General features: G+C 31.8%; 18 protein-coding genes. 16 read left to right on the top strand and 2 right to left on the bottom strand.

Going from position 1 to position 20056, the window contains the following annotated elements; all coding sequences use genetic code 11:
- A partial coding sequence (locus BMX60_RS08445) for a transposase (protein ID WP_091350938.1) occupies nucleotides 1–198 on the bottom strand: 198 nt, incomplete at its 3' end.
- 169 nt (nucleotides 199–367) lie between these two features.
- Here BMX60_RS08445 and BMX60_RS08440 point away from each other — a divergent pair.
- Nucleotides 368–3013 (top strand): UPF0182 family membrane protein, encoded by a 2646-nt coding sequence (locus BMX60_RS08440; protein ID WP_091351062.1) that lies wholly within the window; start codon nucleotides 368–370, stop codon nucleotides 3011–3013.
- A gap of 29 nt (nucleotides 3014–3042) precedes the next feature.
- Here the strand turns inward: BMX60_RS08440 and BMX60_RS08435 are convergent, their stop codons facing one another.
- The gene (locus BMX60_RS08435; RefSeq protein WP_091351061.1) at nucleotides 3043–4623 is read right to left on the bottom strand and encodes a hypothetical protein; all 1581 of its coding nucleotides are present in this window, start codon (nucleotides 4621–4623) and stop codon (nucleotides 3043–3045) included.
- A 176-nt stretch (nucleotides 4624–4799) separates the two neighbouring features.
- On the opposite strand from BMX60_RS08435, the gene BMX60_RS08430 reads away from it, so the two are divergent.
- The 15 genes from BMX60_RS08430 to cas2 all read left to right on the top strand — a co-directional run bounded on the left by BMX60_RS08430 (nucleotide 4800) and on the right by cas2 (nucleotide 19931).
- On the top strand, nucleotides 4800–5678 hold the full coding sequence (locus BMX60_RS08430) for a phosphate/phosphite/phosphonate ABC transporter substrate-binding protein (RefSeq protein WP_091351060.1): 879 nt from the start codon (nucleotides 4800–4802) through the stop codon (nucleotides 5676–5678).
- A gap of 12 nt (nucleotides 5679–5690) precedes the next feature.
- Entirely contained in the window at nucleotides 5691–6422 is a 732-nt protein-coding gene (gene phnC / locus BMX60_RS08425) for a phosphonate ABC transporter ATP-binding protein (RefSeq protein WP_091351059.1), read from the top strand.
- Entirely contained in the window at nucleotides 6394–7971 is a 1578-nt protein-coding gene (phnE, locus tag BMX60_RS08420; RefSeq protein WP_242945748.1) for a phosphonate ABC transporter, permease protein PhnE, read from the top strand. The genes phnC and phnE overlap by 29 nt, the downstream gene beginning before the upstream one ends.
- Nucleotides 7972–8106: 135 nt before the next feature.
- Entirely contained in the window at nucleotides 8107–8850 is a 744-nt protein-coding gene (locus BMX60_RS08415; RefSeq protein ID WP_091351057.1) for a hypothetical protein, read from the top strand.
- Nucleotides 8851–8864: 14 nt separating this feature from the next.
- On the top strand, nucleotides 8865–9788 hold the full coding sequence (glsA, locus tag BMX60_RS08410; RefSeq protein WP_091351056.1) for a glutaminase A: 924 nt from the start codon (nucleotides 8865–8867) through the stop codon (nucleotides 9786–9788).
- A gap of 142 nt (nucleotides 9789–9930) precedes the next feature.
- Nucleotides 9931–10380, top strand: a complete 450-nt coding sequence (locus tag BMX60_RS08405) for an NfeD family protein (protein ID WP_177159752.1) — start codon at nucleotides 9931–9933, stop codon at nucleotides 10378–10380.
- A gap of 14 nt (nucleotides 10381–10394) precedes the next feature.
- Nucleotides 10395–11339, top strand: coding sequence for an SPFH domain-containing protein (locus tag BMX60_RS08400; RefSeq protein ID WP_091351054.1), 945 nt, complete (start codon nucleotides 10395–10397; stop codon nucleotides 11337–11339).
- 13 nt (nucleotides 11340–11352) lie between these two features.
- A complete protein-coding gene (locus tag BMX60_RS08395; RefSeq protein ID WP_091351053.1) occupies nucleotides 11353–12336 on the top strand; it encodes a CPBP family intramembrane glutamic endopeptidase in 984 nt (327 codons plus the stop codon).
- Nucleotides 12337–12459: 123 nt separating this feature from the next.
- Nucleotides 12460–14655 carry a CRISPR-associated helicase/endonuclease Cas3 gene (locus tag BMX60_RS08390; protein ID WP_091351052.1) on the top strand — a complete coding sequence of 732 codons (2196 nt, stop codon included), beginning with the start codon at nucleotides 12460–12462 and terminating at the stop codon, nucleotides 14653–14655.
- Between the two features lie 18 nt (nucleotides 14656–14673).
- A complete protein-coding gene (cas5c, locus tag BMX60_RS08385; protein WP_091351051.1) occupies nucleotides 14674–15330 on the top strand; it encodes a type I-C CRISPR-associated protein Cas5c in 657 nt (218 codons plus the stop codon).
- Entirely contained in the window at nucleotides 15327–17066 is a 1740-nt protein-coding gene (gene cas8c, locus BMX60_RS08380; RefSeq protein ID WP_091351050.1) for a type I-C CRISPR-associated protein Cas8c/Csd1, read from the top strand. Before cas5c ends, cas8c begins: the two co-directional genes overlap by 4 nt.
- 14 nt (nucleotides 17067–17080) lie before the next feature.
- Nucleotides 17081–17932, top strand: a complete 852-nt coding sequence (gene cas7c, locus BMX60_RS08375) for a type I-C CRISPR-associated protein Cas7/Csd2 (RefSeq protein ID WP_091351049.1) — start codon at nucleotides 17081–17083, stop codon at nucleotides 17930–17932.
- A 2-nt stretch (nucleotides 17933–17934) separates the two neighbouring features.
- The gene (gene cas4, locus BMX60_RS08370; protein ID WP_091351048.1) at nucleotides 17935–18600 is read left to right on the top strand and encodes a CRISPR-associated protein Cas4; all 666 of its coding nucleotides are present in this window, start codon (nucleotides 17935–17937) and stop codon (nucleotides 18598–18600) included.
- Nucleotides 18597–19628 carry a type I-C CRISPR-associated endonuclease Cas1c gene (gene cas1c / locus BMX60_RS08365; protein ID WP_091351047.1) on the top strand — a complete coding sequence of 344 codons (1032 nt, stop codon included), beginning with the start codon at nucleotides 18597–18599 and terminating at the stop codon, nucleotides 19626–19628. The genes cas4 and cas1c overlap by 4 nt, the downstream gene beginning before the upstream one ends.
- A gap of 12 nt (nucleotides 19629–19640) precedes the next feature.
- Complete coding sequence (cas2, locus tag BMX60_RS08360; protein ID WP_091351046.1) at nucleotides 19641–19931, top strand: CRISPR-associated endonuclease Cas2; 291 nt, start codon at nucleotides 19641–19643, stop codon at nucleotides 19929–19931.
- The last annotated feature ends 125 nt before the right edge of the window (nucleotides 19932–20056 follow it).

Here is a 20056-nt window from a genome sequence, read left to right as displayed (position 1 = left end):
AGTTTTATAGTTAAGTTTATCTAACTTCTCAACTACAGGGAGCTCATCCACCTGAAGTTTCCTATATGGTTTATTAACTGGTTCCTTTGAAGGTTTATTAAACACACTCTTTTTAATAAGCAAAGTAATTAAAGTACAGATAATTTCATTTTGCTGCTTGATTATTTCTAAACAATATGTTATAAATTGAGGTAACAACTTGTCACTCCTTTCTTTCTTTGTTTATTTGGTGTGTGTACCTCAATTATGAACGAAGATTAAGGGGGTGGCAAGTTGTTTTTTGTAAAAAGCTATAAATAAAGGTTGTTTAAGCTACTTTTATATAAAAAAAGTTTTACAATACTAGATTAACAAAGGGGGAGGAAAAATGAAAAAAATTGGTATAATTATCGGGGTGTTGTTGGGTATAATTGTTTTATTTAATTTAGCTACCCATTTTTACACCGAGTATTTATGGTTTAGTAGTATGGGTGTTACTGAAGTATTTTTAAAACCATTTTTTGCAGAACTTTTGATTAAAGGAATACTGTTAGGATTAGCCTTTATTTTCTTGTTAGTCAATTTGTTACCCCTAATTTCAGTACTAGAACTTCCTGGAATTAGGGTGGTCAAAGATAATGAAACTGTAACCACCAAAAGCTTTAAATTTAAGAGGATACATGGAATTGTGGCAGCCTTTATACTTGCCGTTATGTGGGTTGGGTTACTTCCAAGCATTTGGGATAAAGTCTATTTATACCTTAACTCTAGTCCTACAGGGGTAGTTGATCCTATTTTTAATAGAGATGAAAGGTTTTACCTATTCACTTATCCTCTGTTAACTGCTGTTAGTGGCTCCTTTATATCTTTACTATTTTTAGCTACTGTTCCTTTAGCCGTAGGGTACTTTATTGCCTTAAAATCTCAGATATATTCCAAAAAAGAAAGGGCAGTTAAATATGCTAAAACCCAAGGAGCAATTTTTTTAGCCCTATTCTTTATTTGGTTTGCTATTACTAGAAATTTATCAATGGCTTCTTTATTGTTAAAGGAAGGAAGCAGATATTATGGTGCTGGGTATACTGATATCCATGCTAGATTACCTTTGATTAGATTTCAGCAAATTATTGCAATGATTTTAGCTATTACTTCTCTAATTAACATCAAAGTAAAACAGTTAAAATTTATGGGGGCAACTGCTATTTTGTTAGTTGTAACAATGGTAGGTTCAGGTATTTATGCTGCCATTATCCAAAATTTTGTCGTTAACCCTAATGAAGCTCAAAAGGAAGCTCCTTATATAGCCTACCATATTGAGGGTACCAGAAGGGGATATGGATTAGAAAATATTAAACAAATTGAATATCCCCTTAAGAAAGATGGCATTAATTTAGAGGTATTGGAAAATAACAGGGAAACGATTGAAAATATCCGGTTGCTAGATTACCGACCTTTAAAACAACATTATCAACAAAACCAATCTTTAGGGCTATTTTATGAATTTGTAGATGTAGATATCGATAGATATAAAATAGATGGCCAATACCGTCAAGTTATGTTGGCAGTTAGGGAAACCAATATCAAATCCTTAGCTAAAGAAGCCCAAACCCCAGTTAACCACCATTTCCGTTACACCCACGGTTATGGAGTGGTAATGTCTCCGGTAAATAAAGTGACCAATAACGGTCATCCGACATACTATTTAAGGGATATGCCAGTAACTAGTACTGTTGGTATTAACTTAGAAAGACCGGAAATTTACTTTGGAGAATTGACAAATCAATTTATTGTAGTCAATAGTAATTATGAAGGGGTAGAACCATATCATGGTCAGGCTGGTGTAGAACTCAACTTTTTCCGAAGGTTACTATATGCTAATAAATTCCAAAAATCTATTCTTTTACTCTCTTCAGAGATAACTCCTGAAAGTAGAATAATATATTATAGGAATATTGTAGAGAGAATAAATAAAGTAGCTCCTTTTATCCAACAGGATAGTGACCCATATCCAGTTATAGCTAATGGTCGAATTTATTGGATTGTAGATGGATATACTACTGCTTCTACTTATCCATATTCCAAACCGAAAAAAGGAATAAATTATATCAGAAATTCAGTAAAAATTGTAGTAGATGCCTATGAAGGTACAGTGGATATTTATCAGTTTGACAAAGAAGACCCTATTATTAACGCTTGGAAAGGGATATTCCCAGGTTTAATTAAAGAAAAAGAGGAATTTCCAGAATATCTAAAACCCCATATTCGCTATCCTTTAGACTTGTTTACAACTCAAAGTGAGATTTTAACCGTTTATCATACCCAAGACCCAGCCCAATTCTATAACAGAAATGATGTTTGGGAAATTGCCGTTGAAAGGTACCATGGAAATGAAGTGAAAGTAGAGCCTTATTATGTAATAATGAGATTACCAAATCATCAAGAACAAGAATTTATTTTAAAAAGGCCTTTCACCCCTATGAATAGAAATAATATGGTCGCTTGGTTGGCTGCCCGTAGCGATGGAGAGCATTACGGTGAGCTTTTACTATACCATTTCCCCAGGGGGCAACATGTGGAAGGACCTAGTCAAATTGAATCTTATATCGATTCTGATCCCTATATCTCCAGTCAGATGACCCTTTGGGGTCAAGGTGGTTCTACAGTGATCAGGGGTAATCTATTAACTATTCCTATCAATGGTTCAATACTTTATGTAGAACCTATCTACATTACCGCTGAAAGCCGAAGTCTTCCAGAACTAAGGCAAGTAGTAGTATTCTATAATGATGTATTGGTAATGGAACCTACCTTAGAAGGGGCCCTGAAAAGGTTATTTGGAGAAGGGGAAGTTACTAGACCTCAAGATCCTGTAGATTCCGATGATGAAGATTTAAAAGAGTTGGTACAGAGAATAAATACAGCCTTCGTCAATATGGAAAATGCAGCGAGAAACGGCCAATGGGCTGATTATGGAAGATATCTAGAAGAAGTAAAAAGGTTATTAGAAAGCTTAGAAAAATACCTAAATGATTAAAAAATTAAACCCACCTTATTTAGGTGGGTTTAAAATATATATTTAACTGTAAAGAAAGGTAATTCTTCTTCTTGACCTGTTATTAAATTTTTACGGTATAAAATATAAATACCTAAGGGTTTTTCTAGTGGAACTTCTTTAAAATAGTATTGGAATTTAGCAGACTGTCTTTCTTCTGTTTCTTGTAATTTTTCCTTTAAATATTCTTCCTCTATTGGTCGCCCATGTTTGGTACTTATATCAAATAAATATAGTTCATCGTTTTCTGTACTCTTATAAAAAAACTCTTTCTCCGAAACCCAATGATAATTTTTTAAAGGATGGATATTTTCAATAACATATATTCTTTTAAAAATATCATACCGTTCGTAAACATCGAAGCTTAAACTACCATAACTTGACATATATTTACTGGATTTTTTATTAGGATTAGTGTATTCAAAGATTGTGAGGGAATTGTCGTAACTAGTTGCTATGACATAGTTACCCTTTGGTGACCATTTTAGGGAAGATGTATGGTATCTAAATTGGGAATCAACAAATTCTATATACTTATCCCTTTCGATATCATACATAAAATAATGGCTTCCTCTAGGGTAATCTGGAAAAATTAGAATATCGTCATAGGTAACATTAAAATCAAAAAAGTCAAGATAATTTTTATTTCTCAAAGATGGGATTAAATGGCTATAAATTCCCTCTTGGTATAACTCATCTAAAAGTTTTATTCCTTCATCTCGATAGTATAAACTTTTCATTGAACTTATTGCTGACAATAAATGGGCTTCAGGCATATCTAAGTATTTTGCCAGTTCGGAAAAGTTATTATAAGGGAAAAGGATTTTTAAAAAAGTTATTTGCTCCCTTTGATCTAAGGTATTAAAAGCAAGGACAAAGCTTTCTAAGAGATCTTGGTGGTCACTAACTAATGGATTAATAGATGTTCCCATAAAATAAAGCCAAGAATATAAAATGTAATTGTATAGTTCTTGGAATTTTTCTGGGACATTTTCCAGGAAAAAATTATTGTTTTCAAAATAATATCCGATAGCCAGCTCATCTATTTCATCTATTGGGTATTTGTTGACTATATGTTCAATATTTACTCCATCGGATAATAAAAAATAAGCTCTGCGGTAAAGTTTGTATAATTTAGGGTCATCAATATAAAGGGAAAGACGTATGATATCCCGGGAAAACTCATCTAAAAAATACTTCTCAAAAGATAAAGGTGGTAAATTAAAGGATTCAACTAAAACAGAGGGAAGTTCCCCGTCAAAATCCTCTTTTCCTACAGAAATAAAAGCGTGTTCTAGTAAAAATTCAGTAATTGGTTTATGGTATTTTTGATGAAAAGCTAGTTCTGGTAGTAAATTAAAGAGTTTTTCATACTCTTTTTGTTCTGTATATAGGTTAATTAATTTTTTTATATTTCCCCTAGAAGCCCTACCTTCTTTTCCATGGGTAAAAAAATAATCAATGGCTTTTTCTTCCTTTCCTATGTAATAATAAAATAATCCTTTATATGAAATACTTCCCCCTAAAATATACAAGGTAATTAAAAAGATAAATAAAAGAAATCCTAAATACTTTTTTTTATGTTTTTGCAAAAATACCCCTCCCTAAGCTATGAAATTTCACTTTAGTTTATCAATATAGACGGAAAAAGTATAAAAAGGTTACAAAAATTGTATCGATACAGTAGAAAAAATTAAAAATTCTTATTGTTAATAGGGATAATTAGGTTTATCCTTTTAGATAGAGAAAAGGAGAGGAGGTATTTTTTATGAAAAAAATTATTTCGGTATTAACTGTTTTAATTATCATGGTAACTATTACATTAACCGGTTGTAGTAAAGAAAAGGAAGAGGTAATTGTTATGGGTTTTGTCCCTATGAGGGATGGAGATAAATTGATTGAATCGGTGGAGCCTTTAGCCCAATTGTTGTCAGAAGAAATAGGGATTCCTGTAAAAGCCTTTACTGCCACAAACTATGTTGGAGTTGTTGAAGGTTTAGGATCAGGGGCAGTGGATTTTGGTTTTATTCCTCCCTTTGCTTATGTGTTGGCTAATAGTGAAAATAATGCCCAAGTTATTTTAACAGCTTTAAATAGAGATGGTGAACCCCACTACCGTTCACAGTTTTTAGTAAGGAAAAACAGTGGGATTAATAGATTTGAAGATATAAAGGGGAAAAGGGTAGCCTTTGTTGATCCCTCTTCAACATCGGGGTATTTATTTCCTGCTGCCCATTTAAAGGGATTGGGCTTTGATTTAGAAAGGGATATAAACTATATTTACGCTGGAGGTCATGATAAAGGATTACAGCTTTTATTAAATGGTGATGTAGATGTAGCTACTACATCAGTAGATATCAGGGTAAGGTTTAAAAATGAATTTCCTACAGCTTTAGAAGAAACAGAAGTTTTAGGCTATACCGACTATATCCCTAATATCAGCGTAACTGTCCGTGGAGATATGAAGGAAGAATTAGTTGAGAAAATTAAAAGGGGATTATTGAATATTGCAAAACATCCAGAAGGAGGGGAACTTTTAAAGAATTTATTCAATATATATGGGTTTATTGAAGCTAAAGATAGTGATTATGATGTTATTAGGGAAACGGCAAGGTTGATGAACATTGATTTAAGAAATAGCAAATAGGGTTGGGATAAAATGATTAAATTGGAAGATGTAACTGTTATTTATAACAATAAAACCATTGGAATAAAAGATATTAATCTAGAAATAAAAAAAGGTGAATTTGTAGGAATAATTGGTTCTAGTGGTGGAGGAAAATCAACCCTTTTAAAAACGGTTAACTTATTAGTAAAACCTGTTAAAGGCAAAGTATATATCAATGGTAAAGAAATTACCGATTTAGACATAGCTTCTTTAAGGAAAGTAAGGCGGGAGATGGGCTTTGTTTTCCAAGATTATAATTTAGTGGAAAGGGCTTCAGTATTAAATAATGTCTTAATGGGAAGGCTGGGTTATCTATCTTCCTTCCAATCTTTTTTTAATTTATATAAAGATAGTGATTATACCTTGGCATTACAAGCCTTAGAAGAAGTGGGGTTAGAAGATAAAATTTTTGTAAGGGCTGATCGTTTAAGTGGGGGGCAGAAACAAAGGGTTGCTATAGCAAAGGCATTATGTCAGCAACCCAAAATTATTTTAGCTGACGAACCGGTTTCAAACTTAGATTTTAAAACTGGAGAAATTATCATGAACTATTTTAAAAAAATCAATGAGAAACAAAAGATTACTATTGTAATAAACCTCCATGATGTAAATTTGGCTTTAAAGTACTGTCATAGAATAATCGCCCTTTCTAAAGGTCAACTGTTATTTGATAAAAAGACAGGTGAAGTAGATGATGAACTGGTACAAAAGGCATATAGTTAAAGGGAAAATACAAAGTCTTTTGACTGGCACTATAATAGTAATTCTTTTAATTTATTCAGGTTATATGGTTAAGTGGGATTTTGTAAAAATATATCAAGGAATTCCTAGTATGTATAATTTAATTCAACGGATGTTTTATCCTAATTTTGCCTATATCAATGAGGTCATGACTAAACTTTTAGAGACACTAGAAATAGCCTTTATAGCCAGTATTTTAGGTGTATTTTTAGCAATTCCTATGGGTTTATTGACTGCTGCTAATACCACTCCAACAAAAATCTTCCCAGTATTATTAAATCCCCTTTTTTCCTTACTTAGAACAATTCCTAATTTGATTTGGGCAGCTTTGTTAGTTAGCTTATTTAGTATCGGAATTTTTCCAGGGATAATAGCCCTAACTATAACGGCTTTTTTGGTTTCATTGAAATTGTTTAGAGAACATATAGAAGGGATAGAAGAAAATTCTTTAAATTCTTTAAAGGCCGTAGGAGCTAATTCTTGGCAAATCCTTGGAGAAGGGATTTTACCTATTATTAAAGAACACTTATTGGCAGTTTTTTTTATCGTTTTAGAAATAAATATTAGAAGTGCTACTGTTTTAGGTCTAGTAGGTGCAGGGGGGATAGGTCAAATTTTATGGAGAGATCTAAATCATCTTCGATATGATAATATTGCTACCCTACTGTTAATCCTCTTTATCACTATCGGTTTTATCGATTTGCTAAGCTTGGTAGTTAGAAATTATTCTAAAAAAATTCACATTAATTTTAATAACTTAGGTAGGTATATTTTCTTTACAAGATTAGCAAGGTTTTCTATTCCCTTTTTAGTCTTGTTATCCGTAATTTATATTTACAGTAAAATAGATTTAACCTTTGCAAGATTTATTTTAGGATTAGAACAAGGGCAAACTATGATTCTCAGAATGACAAGGTTAGATTGGTCTTATTTACCCCAAACATTAAAAGGTATAAAGGAAAGTTTATTTATCACCCTTTTTGCCACCATTGTAGGGGGAATAAATACTTTATTTCTTTCCTACTTAGCAGCGGACAATGTCAGTCCATCTAGGGGATTAGCAATAACAACTAAATTTATTATAAATATTCTTCGAACTTTTCCACCGATAATTACTGCTGTAATCTTTTTTAGGGGAGTTGGACCAGGGCCTTTGGCGGGAGCTATGGCTTTAAGTTTGTATACTACCGGAGTATTAACAAAACTATATAGTGAAGTTGTGGAAAATACCCATGGTAATATTAAGGATAGTATCTTAGTAGTTGGAGGTAATAACCTCCATTGTTATAGACATGGTATAATTCCTCAAACCCTTCCTAACTATTTAAGTTTACTCCTCTATAGATTAGAATCTAATATCCGTACATCCAGTATATTAGGGGTAATTGGTGCAGGGGGAATAGGTTCTCTGTTAACACAAAACATTACTTGGCGTAATTGGGAAAAGGTAGGATTATTACTGTTATCCATGGCTCTTTTGGTGATGATAATTGATAGAATAAGTTATTTAATTAGAAAAATTTTCGTTTAAAATCTGTATTTTTAAAAATCTCCCTTTATAGGGGAGATTTTTTCGTTTATAATAAGTATTGGAAGAATGTAGGGATAAATGGGCTATTTTAGTTAATAAATATTTATAAGATATCTAGGTGAAAGGAGTTTTTATATGCCATATAGAAATATAGTCACCGGGGATAGTTATATATTTAAAACCCTTCTTCCTAATATTTTACTTAAGGGTAAAGGTTTAAATGTCCTCTGTGAATTGATAGATAGCGGAATAGAAATAAAGGGAAATTTTGATTTGTATACCGATTTTATCCTTATCCCTTTAGGAATAAATCATAAAAATTTATGGCCATTATCGGTAAGGATAAGTAATAATCTTATCTTCATAAATGGGGAACTATCAGAACTAAAGGGAAGGGACTACTGGCAAGAACAGATAAAGTTAGGAGAAAAATATTTGCAGGATCTTAAAGGGAAGGAAAATAAAATTGAAAAGGTAGTACAGTTGATAATAACCGATGAACAGGTAGAGGGTGATTTTTTTATTACTAAAGTTTTATCTTGGTCTAGACTTTTACCAGAGTTTGCTTTTTTCTCTAGAGAAGATTACGCCTTTAAAGTGATTAATGAAAAATATTCCTTCATATCAGGGGAATATGAAGAAGATATGGAAGAAGATGATTTATCCTTTGATGTTATAAAAAGTATGTGTAGAATTCATAAAGATAAGCTCTTTGTTCTTTTCCCAGGAGGTACTCCAGTTCTAACGATGACTTCCCTTGCTAGTTTAAAAAATCTAAAATATAAATATATAAAAAGTAATGATCCACTTTTAAGTACTAAAGAACCTAATACTTTAATTAGGGGAGATGTGTTTTTGATGATAGTAAATAAAAAATAAAAGGGAGGATTTTTGTGGATAAGGTATTACAATTAATTTATGAAAAAAATAAAAAGTATTGTAGTGAGGGAAAGGTTGCTAGCTATATTCCCGCTTTGGCGAAACAAGATAAAGAAAAATTAGGAATAGCTATTATGGGAGTATCTGAAAATGGACGGGAAATATATACAGTTGGAGATGTAGAAGAAAAATTTACTATGCAAAGCATTTCTAAAGTTTTTACTTTAATGTTGGCAATAATGGATAATGGACAAGACTATGTATTTTCAAAGGTTGGGATGGAACCTACTGGAGATCCCTTTAACTCTATAGTTAAACTAGAAACAATGAATCCATCTAAACCTTTAAATCCTATGATTAACGCTGGGGCTATAGCTATTTCTAGTATGATCAAAGGTAAAGATAATGATGAAAGGTTTAAGCGAATAGTCCAGTTTTTAGAGGAAATTATAGGTGAAAAAATAACCTTTAATGAAGAGGTGTATCTATCAGAAAAAGCAACAGGAAATCGAAATCGGGCGGCAGCATATTTTATGAAGGATGTAGGGGTTATTCAAGGGGATGTAGAGGAAATTTTAGACCTATATTTTAGGCATTGTTCTTTGGAAGTAAACTGTATTCAATTAGCAAAATTAGCAGGAATGTTGGCTAATCAAGGAGTTTCTGTTGTTACTGGTAAAAAGTTAGTATCTAAAGAAATAACACAACTAGTTAAGAGTTTTATGGTAACTTGCGGAATGTACAATGCTTCCGGAGAGTTTGCTATAAAAGTAGGAATTCCTGCTAAAAGCGGTGTCGGTGGGGGAATAATGGCGGTAGTTCCTAACAAGTATGGCGTTGCCCTTTGGGGACCTGCTTTAGATAGAGTAGGAAACAGTATTGCTGGTGTAAAAATTTTAGAAGATTTGTCAAAAGAATTTGATTGGAGTATATTTTAAGATTAAGGGAGGTCTATCCTAAACAAAAGGATTGACCTTCCTTATTTTTTTTATGAATTTTTTATTAAATTTTGTCGAATTAAAGGAATTTCATTATTAAAAGTAGAATAAAATGGTATAGGTTAGAAAGGGGGGATTTATTTTGAACTGGGTATTTTGGTTAGTGGCAATTTTTGTATTTTTAATTGGAGAATTGTTTACAACTTCCTTTTTCCTCATCTGGTTTGCTATGGGGGCCCTTGTTGGACTAATTTTTTCTTTATTTGGGGCAGGAGATGTAATTCAACTTATTTCCTTTGCTGTAACTTCAGGGATTCTGATCCTCAATTCCCACAAAATTGTTAACAAGTATATCTACAAAAACTCAAAGGAAATAAAGACAACGGTAGATGCTTTGATAGGTAAAACAGGAATTGTTTTACAAAAAATTGATAACAGTGAAAATAAAGGTTTAGTTAGGCTCGGCGGTGAACAATGGTCTGCCACAGCTATTGAAGATGATTTAATCATTGAAGAAGGAACAAAGGTAGAAGTAGTTAGGGTTGAAGGGGTAAGACTAATTGTTAAACCTAAAGAAAAAACAAATATTTAAGGGGGTTTTAAAAAATGGAATATGTTATTGGTTTTTTTATTTTTTTAATTTTTATCATTGCTCTAACTTCAATTAGAGTGGTACAGCAGTCAACAGTAGGAATAATTGCCCGTCTAGGTAAATTTAACAGAAAGGCGGAAATGGGTGTTAACTTTGTTATTCCTTTTATTGAATCAATGGTAGCAAAAATAAATTTAAGGGAGCAAGTAGTGGATTTTCCACCTCAACCAGTTATAACCAGTGATAATGTAACTATGCAAATAGATACAGTAGTATACTATCAAATTACTGACCCAGTAAAATATACCTATGAAATTTCTGATCCTATGTCAGCTATTGAAAACTTAACAGCGACAACTTTGAGGAATATTATCGGAGAATTAGATTTAGATGCTACTTTAACTTCTAGGGATATAATTAATACTAAAATGCGGTCTATCTTAGATGAAGCCACAGATAAATGGGGAATAAAAATAAACAGGGTTGAGCTAAAAAATATCATGCCTCCTAAAGAAATCCGGGATGCCATGGAAAAACAAATGAGGGCAGAAAGGGAAAGAAGGGAAGCTATTTTAAGGGCAGAGGGTGAGAAAAAATCTGCTATCTTAAAGGCAGAAGGAGAAAAAGAAGCAGCTATTTTAAATGCTGAGGCAGAAAAGGAAGCGGCTATTAGAAGGGCAGAGGGACAAAGACAATCCCAAATTTTAAAGGCTTCTGGAGAAGCTGAGGGAATCCTATTAGTTGAAAGGGCCAAAAGTGAAGGTATTAAATTGGTCTACAATGCCATTAAAGAGAGTAATCCTACCAGCGATGTTATTAAAATCCGCTCATTAGAAGCTTTAGAGAAACTAGCTAATGGGCAAGCTACTAAACTAGTAGTACCATCTGAAGTTGTAGGAGTTCTAGGTTCATTTGCTGGAATCAAAGAAGTTTTTGGAAAAGAAGATGTAAACAAATAGAAAGGAGTTATCAATGAAAAGACAGCTAAAACCTATACATGGGAATTCTTTGCTACTTGTATCAGCGGTATTGCTATTACTTTTAGGCTCCATTGCCCAACTCATTAACCTACTTGTCGGTCTAGCTTTAAGTCAAGTGTTTTTAATTTTACTGCCAACATTGGTCTTTGCAGCTTTTTTAAATATCGATTTCAAAAAGGAGTTTCGCTTAAACCCTTTTACAATTAAAGAATTTTTACTAGTTACAGGTATCACCTTTTGTTTTTATCCGGTAGCAGTATTTTCCAATGCTATAATTACTTCTATACTAAGTAGGTTAGGGGAAGTACCACCGAATATAATCTCAATACCTGAGACATCTAAAGATTTTATTTTTTCACTAATTGTAATTTCAGGCTTTGCAGGAATTTGTGAGGAATTTTTGTTTAGGGGATTTATTATGAGAAGTTTTGAAGGATTAGGGCAAAGAAAAGCTTTAATTATATCTAGTATTCTTTTTGGTATTTTTCACTTTACCTTACAAAACCTTTTAGGACCAATCATCCTAGGTTTAGTGATTGGTTATATAGTTATTAGAACTAATTCATTGTGGATGGGAATTTATGCCCATATGTTGAATAATGCCATAGCCTTATCTTTAGGTAAAATTATAATGTCTATGCCCCAGGAAACCTTAGAAGTAGAAGGAACTTTAGCAACAATGATAATGGGGCTAATAGTATTATTGGTAATAGCCTTAATTTTCGGCTTTATGGGTTATTTAGCTTTGAAGAAACTTAAGAAAATAACGGAAGAAAAAGTATTAGCCTCCAACACAACCACTACCCAAGAACAGCATCTTGAAGAACAGTTTTCTGTATACTATCCAGAGGAAACTCCAGAAAAAGTATCGACACCTTTATCGTGGATTCCTGCAATAATAGTAGTACTGACCTTCATAATTTTTTCTGTAATTGAAGTGTTTGTTATCATGAATCCCAATTTCTTCAACTTTTAAGACTAAAACACCTTTTTATTGCCAAGGCAATAGAAAGGTGTTAATTTATTAAAAAAATTATTTGATTTGCAGGAAAATTAGATATATTAATAGAATTACAAGATATGGAAGTGAGGTGAGGATATGTTTTATGCCCATTCAAGAAAAGATCAGCCAAAAGAAAATTGGCAATTATTAAAAGATCATCTAGAAAATACTGCTAATATTTCTTCAGAACTTGCCAGTAAATTTGGTGCTAGGGATTTAGGTTTTTTAGTTGGATTGCTACATGATATCGGAAAGTATACAAAAGAATTTCAAAGCCGTTTACAAGGTTCTAAAATTTCTGTAGATCATTCAACGGCAGCATTAAAAGAGTTATTTAATAATTATCCTAATATTAAACCTATAGCTAAGATGTTAGGGTTTATTGTTTCCGGGCATCATTCTGGTCTCCCTAATGGAGGGTCTATAAATTTAGAAGGAAGTCTTAACTATAGAATTAACAAAGATTATTTATTAGATTATTCAGCGTATAAAAAAGAAATTAACATCCCTCAACTTTCTGAAGTGAAATTGCCTATCAATTATAAAGAAGCTCCTTATTTTAGTGTATATTTTTTTATAAAAATGCTATTTTCTTGTTTAGTTGATGCTGATTTTTTAGATACTGAAAGTTTTATGGAAAAAGATAAAAGCTTATCCCGTAAAAATTCAACTAGTTTAGAAGATCTACATACAAAGCTTGATGCTTATTTAAAAAAACTATTATCAGAGCAAAAAGATACTGAAATAAACAGATATAGAAAGTTAATATTAGATACATGTAAAAATAAAGCATTAAAACAGCCAGGATTTTTTACACTAACAGTTCCTACTGGAGGTGGAAAAACTTTATCCTCTATGGCCTTTGCAATGGAACATGCAATCAAAAATAGGCTAGATAGAATAATTTATGTAATCCCCTATACAAGTATAATTGAGCAAAATGCAGATAAATATAGAGAGATTTTTGGTCCAGAAAATGTCTTAGAACACCATTGCAATTTTACTATTGGAGAAGAAAATGAAGAATTTTCAGATGCCGCTGAGAAACTAAAACTTGCTGCAGAAAATTGGGACATACCAATAATAGTAACGACCAATGTACAATTTTTTGAGTCAATATTTTCAAATAAAAGCTCTAAGTCTAGGAGACTTCATAATTTATGTCGAAGTGTAATTATTTTAGATGAAGCTCAAATGATTCCAGTGAAATTTCTTAAATTATCTTTAATGGCTTTATATGAATTAGTGAGAAATTATAATTCAACAGTAGTATTTTGTACTGCGACCCAGCCAAGTATTAAAGAAAGTGATTTATTACCTACAGATATAGATATACAAGAAATTATTGATGATCCTGAATTATTATATGAAAAGTTTAAAAGAACCAGGATTATAGATTTAGGAGAGATCGATGATATTACACTAGTAAATAGATTGAAAGAGTATTCACAGGTATTATGTATTGTAAATAGAAAAGAACACGCAAAAAGATTATATGAACATATCCAAGGGGAAGAAAAAGATTATGTATTTCATCTGAGTACTTACATGTACCCAGCACATAGAAGAACAGTAATAAAAGAAATAAAGGAAAGATTAAAAAAAGGAGAAAAATGTATAGTTATTTCAACACAGTTAATTGAAGCTGGTGTTGATATAGATTTTCCTGTGGTCTACAGGGCATTAGCTGGTATAGATTCCATTGCCCAAGCTGCAGGAAGGTGTAACAGAGAAGGGGAGAGGGGTTTATCAGATGTCTATGTTTTTAAGCCGATGGAGAAGCACGGTACGCCTCCTAAAGAATTATTATTAAATGTAAGTATGAGTGAAAGTGTATTTAGAAATATAAAAAATCCTATGTCATTAGAAGGGATAAAAACATATTTCACTCTATTGTATGATGTTAAAAATATTGATCATAAAAACTTGCTTAAAGTTATTAAAGAGTATTCTAGTAAATTAGATTATCCTTTTTCAGATATAGCTAAAGAGTATAAGTTAATCGAAGATAATACTATAACGATAATTATCCCTAGGGACGAAACCTGTAAAATGTATTTATCCTTACTGAAGTCATCTTATCCTAATAGGGATATTATTAGAAAGCTACAGCCTTATATGGTTAATGTTTATGAATATGATTTAAAAAAATTATTAGAAAGTGGAGGGGTTAAATATATAGCTGAACTTAAAAACTATGTTTTAACAGATATTAATCACTTTTATGATGAAAAACTTGGAATAGTTATTGATACTGAAGAAAAATTGAGAAAGTCTTTTTTAAATGTTTAGTTTAAGGGAGGTGAAAAAGTGAGTTACGGATTTAAATTAAAGGTTTGGGGAGACTATGCTTGTTTTACAAGACCAGAAATGAAGGTTGAAAGGGTTAGTTATGATGTAATTACACCATCAGCAGCAAGGGGGATATTAGAGGCTATTTACTGGAAACCAGCGATAAGATGGGTGATTGATAGGATTCATGTTATTAATCCTATCCAATTTGAGAGTATTAAAAGGAATGAAATTACGAAAAGAATATCCTTGCAACAAGTTAATAGCGCTATTAAAGGAAAAAATAATACCCTTTATTTAAACACAAATGAAGATAGAGCACAGAGAACCACATTATTATTAAAAAGAGTACTCTATGTAGTAGAAGCACATTTTGAAATGACTGATAAAAAAGGACCTGATGATACTGAAGAAAAACATTATAATATTTTTCTAAGAAGGGCTAGAAAAGGACAATGTTATCATAGACCTTACCTTGGATGTAGAGAGTTTGCGGCACACTTCCAATTATTAGAAGGGGAACTACCAAAATCTTATTACTCTGAAGAAGAAATAATAGATTTAGGATGGATGCTTTATGATATTGATTACGAGAGGAACTTTACACCTAAATTTTTTAGAGCTGAAATGAGAAGAGGAATAATTGATTTAACAAAGGAGGTGAACACCTTTTGATATTACAATCTTTAGTTGAATTCTATAACCTACTTTCAGGGGATGAAGAAATAGATATACCGAGGTTAGGATATAGTATTGGAAAAGTAAAGCTCGTTGCTATAATTTCAGGAAAAGGAGAATTGTTAGACATTGTTCCTTTAAATGATAACCCTAAAAGTTTTGAAAATATGGTTGTCCCAGAGCAAAAAGGACGTAACATTAAATTGTTGCCTTATTTTTTGTGTGATAAAAGTGAATATGTTTTTGGTTGGAAATTTGATGTAAAACCATATGCCGAGAAATTTGATTACTTTTCTGCTTTTAAAGAACTCCACAGAGAAATATTACAAGGTTTAAATAACAAAAAAGCCCAAGCTTTGTTGGAATTCTTGGAAAACTGGCAAACTGATTATGTTTTGCATCATAGTGTAATTAAAAATAAAGTGGATATTTTGGAAAAATATAATGGTAATATTGTTTTTCGAATAGATGGAGAAACAGGATATATCCATGAAGATAAAGAAATATTAGCTAAATGGGAGAATTACTATAACCAACAGTTTTTTAAAGAAGGCTCTTTAGGTCAATGTTTAGTAAACGGGATAGAAGATGTAATAGAACGTACTCATCCTAAAATAACAGGGGTTGCAGGGGCGAATCCAGCTGGTGCATCTTTAATTAGTGTTAATGCTAATGCATATGAGTCATATAACAAAACTCAAGGGTTTAATTCGCCTATTGGTAAGAGGGCAGCTTTTAGTTATGGAGCAGCACTAAATTTTATGTTAAACAATAGCAGGCATAAAATAGTAATTGGAGATTTTACCCTGGTATTTTGGGCATATGAAAAATCGGGTAATTGTGAAAGTTTACTTCAAGAGCTTCTATTTCCCGGTTCAATTGAGGCTGAAAATAGATATGAACCTTCAGCAGTAGAGTATGTAAAAGATTCTTTAACTGCCTTAGCACAAGGTAAAAGTATTACAAAAGATGAAAAGATAACCTTTAATATTTTAGGTTTATCTCCTAGTAATGCCAGGATATCTGTTAGGTTATGGTTAAAAGATAATTTTGGTGTTATAGTTAATCGAGTTTGGCAGCATCAACAAGATATGGAAATTATCAAAGGTGATACCAGTAAAGGGAATATTTCAATATATAAACTATTAGCTGAAACAATACCTAAGAAATCAAAAAATGAAAAAATTTCTTCTACCCTTACTAGTAATCTTTTACAAAGTGTTTTTAAAGGAGATAATTATCCAGTAGGTATGTATGTCGCAATATTAAACAGAGTAAAAATTGAAAAAGATGTTAACTACATAAGGGCAGGTTTTATCAAAGCCTATTTATTAAGAAAGGCAAGAAAAAGTAATATAGAGAAGGAGGGAGTTTTTACCGTGAGTTTAAATGAGCAAAATACTAATATTCCTTATCGTTTGGGAAGATTATTTGCTGTATTAGAAAAAGCTCAATTAGATGCTTCAGGAAATTTGAATTCTACCATTAAAGACAGATATTTTGCTAGTGCGACAAGTTCTCCTAGGACCGTTTTTCCAGTTCTGCTAAGATTAGCCCAACACCATATAGCTAAAGATGAATACGGATATTGGAAGGACGAGAAGATAAAGGAGATTTTACAAGGAATTGATGTACTGCCTGCACATTTAAATCTTGAGGATCAAGGGTTATTTATTTTAGGTTATTATCATCAAAAAGAAGCTTTTTATCAAAAAACAAAAAAGAGTGAATAAGGGAGGTATGAAGAATGAATTTATTAGATAAAAGATATGAATTTGTTGTTTTATTTGATGTAGAAAATGGTAATCCCAATGGAGATCCTGATGCAGGAAATATGCCTAGGATTGACTATGAAACAGGACATGGTATAGTAACAGATGTTTGCATTAAAAGAAAAATTAGAAACTATGTTGAGATTAAGGAAAATGATAGAACAGGTTTTAGAATTTATATTAAAGAGGGAGCTGTATTAAATAATATTAATAAAGAAGCTTATGAATATTTAAATGAAACACCACGGAATAAAAAAGAGAAGCCTCATGAAGAAGCTACAAAATTTATGTGTACAAATTTTTATGATATCAGAGCTTTTGGTGCTGTTATGTCTACTGATGTTAATTGTGGACAAGTTAGGGGACCGGTTCAACTTAATTTTGCTAGAAGTATAGATCCAATATTTCAACAAGAGATATCAATTACTAGAATGGCGGTAACAAATGAAAAAGATATTGAAAAGGAAAGAACTATAGGTAGAAAATATATAGTACCCTATGGGTTATATAAGTTAGAAGGATATGTTTCAGCACATTTTGCAGAAAAAACTAATTTTACTAAAGAAGATTTAGAACTTTTATGGGAAGCTTTAATAAATATGTTTGAACATGATCATTCTGCAGCTAGAGGAAAAATGACAGTAAGAAAGCTTATAGTATTTGAGCATCAATCAAAGTTAGGTAATGCTCCTGCCCATGTATTGTTTGATTTAATAAAAGTAAAAAGGAAAAATCCTGACATTCCTCCTAGAAGTTATAGCGATTATGAAGTTACAGTAGATATAGATTCATTACCTGAAGGCGTTTCTGTGATTGAGAAGGTATAGTTATGTTTTATTCTGAAGATGAATTATTGATGTTATCAGGGATACAACATTTTAGTTTCTGTCAAAGACAGTGGGCAATAATTCATTTAGAGAATCAGTGGAAAGAAAACCTGCAAACGGTAGAAGGTAATATAATCCATAACAAAGTAAATGATCCATATATTTTAGAATCTAGGGGAAAAACCTTTGTAGCTCGATCTGTTCCTTTAATTTCTTACCAATTGGGATTGTATGGATATGCTGATGTTGTAGAATTTATAAAAGTAGAAAAAGAGGGAGTAGCTATACGAGGGAAGAGAGGTTTATGGACTCCTATACCTGTTGAGTATAAAAGGGGAAATCCTAAGCCAGATGAAAGAGATGAAGTCCAACTCTGTGCACAAGCAATTTGTTTAGAAGAAATGCTTCAATTATCTATCCAAAAAGGGTACATTTTTTATCATGCTATAAGAAGGAGAACAGAGGTTGTTTTTACTGAGGAGCTAAGGAGCTTAGTTAAAAAGCTTTCTAAAGAAATGCATGAAACATATAAACGGGGAGTAACACCTAAAGGTGTTTATAGTAAAAAGTGTAAATTATGTTCTTTGTTTGACTTATGTCAGCCTAAGATTTTAAATAAAAAAATTACTGTAAAAGAATATATTAAAAAGGGGTTGGATGAAGAATGAAAAAACTATTAAACACCTTATATGTTACTACCCCTAATGCTTATTTAACAAAAGAAGGAGAAACAGTAGTGATAAAAGTAGAAGACGAAATTAAGTTTCAAATGCCAATTCATAATTTAGAAGGGATCGTGTGCTTTGGATATATTGGAGCAAGTCCTGCTTTAATGAAGTTGTGTTGTGATAACAATGTAGGTTTATCCTTTTTAAATGAGTATGGAAAGTTTTATGCTAGGGTTTCTGGTGAAGTAAAAGGGAATGTGTTATTAAGAAGAGAGCAATATAGAAGAGCAGATTGTATTCAATCATCTTTAGAAATAGGGAAAAACATAATTCTAGGTAAATTGATAAATTGTAGATCTGTACTTAGAAGAGCTATTAGGGATCATAGTTTAATTATTGATAAAAATAAAATAGATGAAGTAATTAATAGGATCAGTTATAAAATAAATTATATTGATAGAGCTACTAGTTTAGAAGAACTACGGGGCTTAGAAGGTGAGGCAGCTCGTGAATATTATTCAGTATTTGATGAATTAATATTATGGCAAAAAGAAGATTTTTATATGAAGAAAAGAACAAGAAGACCACCTTTAGACAATATGAATGCGTTACTTTCCTTTTTGTATACTCTTTTAGCCCATGATGTACAATCTGCCCTTGAATCTGTAGGTCTCGATCCTTATGTTGGATTTCTGCATAGAGATAGACCTGGTAGAGCTAGTTTAGCTTTAGATTTGATGGAAGAATTAAGGCCATATTTAGCTGATAGAGTGGCTGTTACATTAGTTAATAGAAAACAAATAAATGGAAAAGGTTTTATTCAGAAGGAAACTTATGGCGTTATTATGACACAGGAAACAAAAAAAGAAGTGTTAATGGCATGGCAAAAAAGGAAACAAGAAACGATAAACCATCCATTTTTAAATGAACAAATTAATATCGGGCTCTTGCCATATGTACAAGCTATGTTGTTAGCTAGATATTTAAGAGGAGATATTGATGGTTATCCTCCATTCCTGTATAAATAGGAGGGATACAATATGATGGTACTTATAACATATGATGTAAATACTCAAACTTTAGAAGGGCAAAAAAGGCTTAGGAATATTGCGAAACAATGTGAAAATTATGGACAAAGAGTTCAAAACTCCGTATTTGAATGTTTATTAGATCCGGCCCAGTTTGCTTTGTTAAGACATAAATTGGAAAGTATTATGGATAAAGAAAAAGATAGTTTAAGGTATTACTTTTTGGGTGCAAACTGGAAAAACAGAGTTGAGCACGTTGGTGCAAAGAAAACTTATGATCCAGAAGGAGTAATAGTTATATAATGCGAATGTCTAGCAAACATAAGTGTAGTCAAATTTTTGAAATTAAATATTTAGTTATTTCTAGAAGGTATTACAAAGAAGTTTTTGTCTAAAAAAAGGTTCGCAGACTTATCTATAAAGATACC

The sequence above is a fragment of the Anaerobranca gottschalkii DSM 13577 genome (genome assembly GCF_900111575.1).
Taxonomy (GTDB): Bacteria; Bacillota; Proteinivoracia; order Proteinivoracales; family Proteinivoracaceae; genus Anaerobranca; species Anaerobranca gottschalkii.
This window is presented reverse-complemented; position numbering and strand designations above follow the sequence as displayed.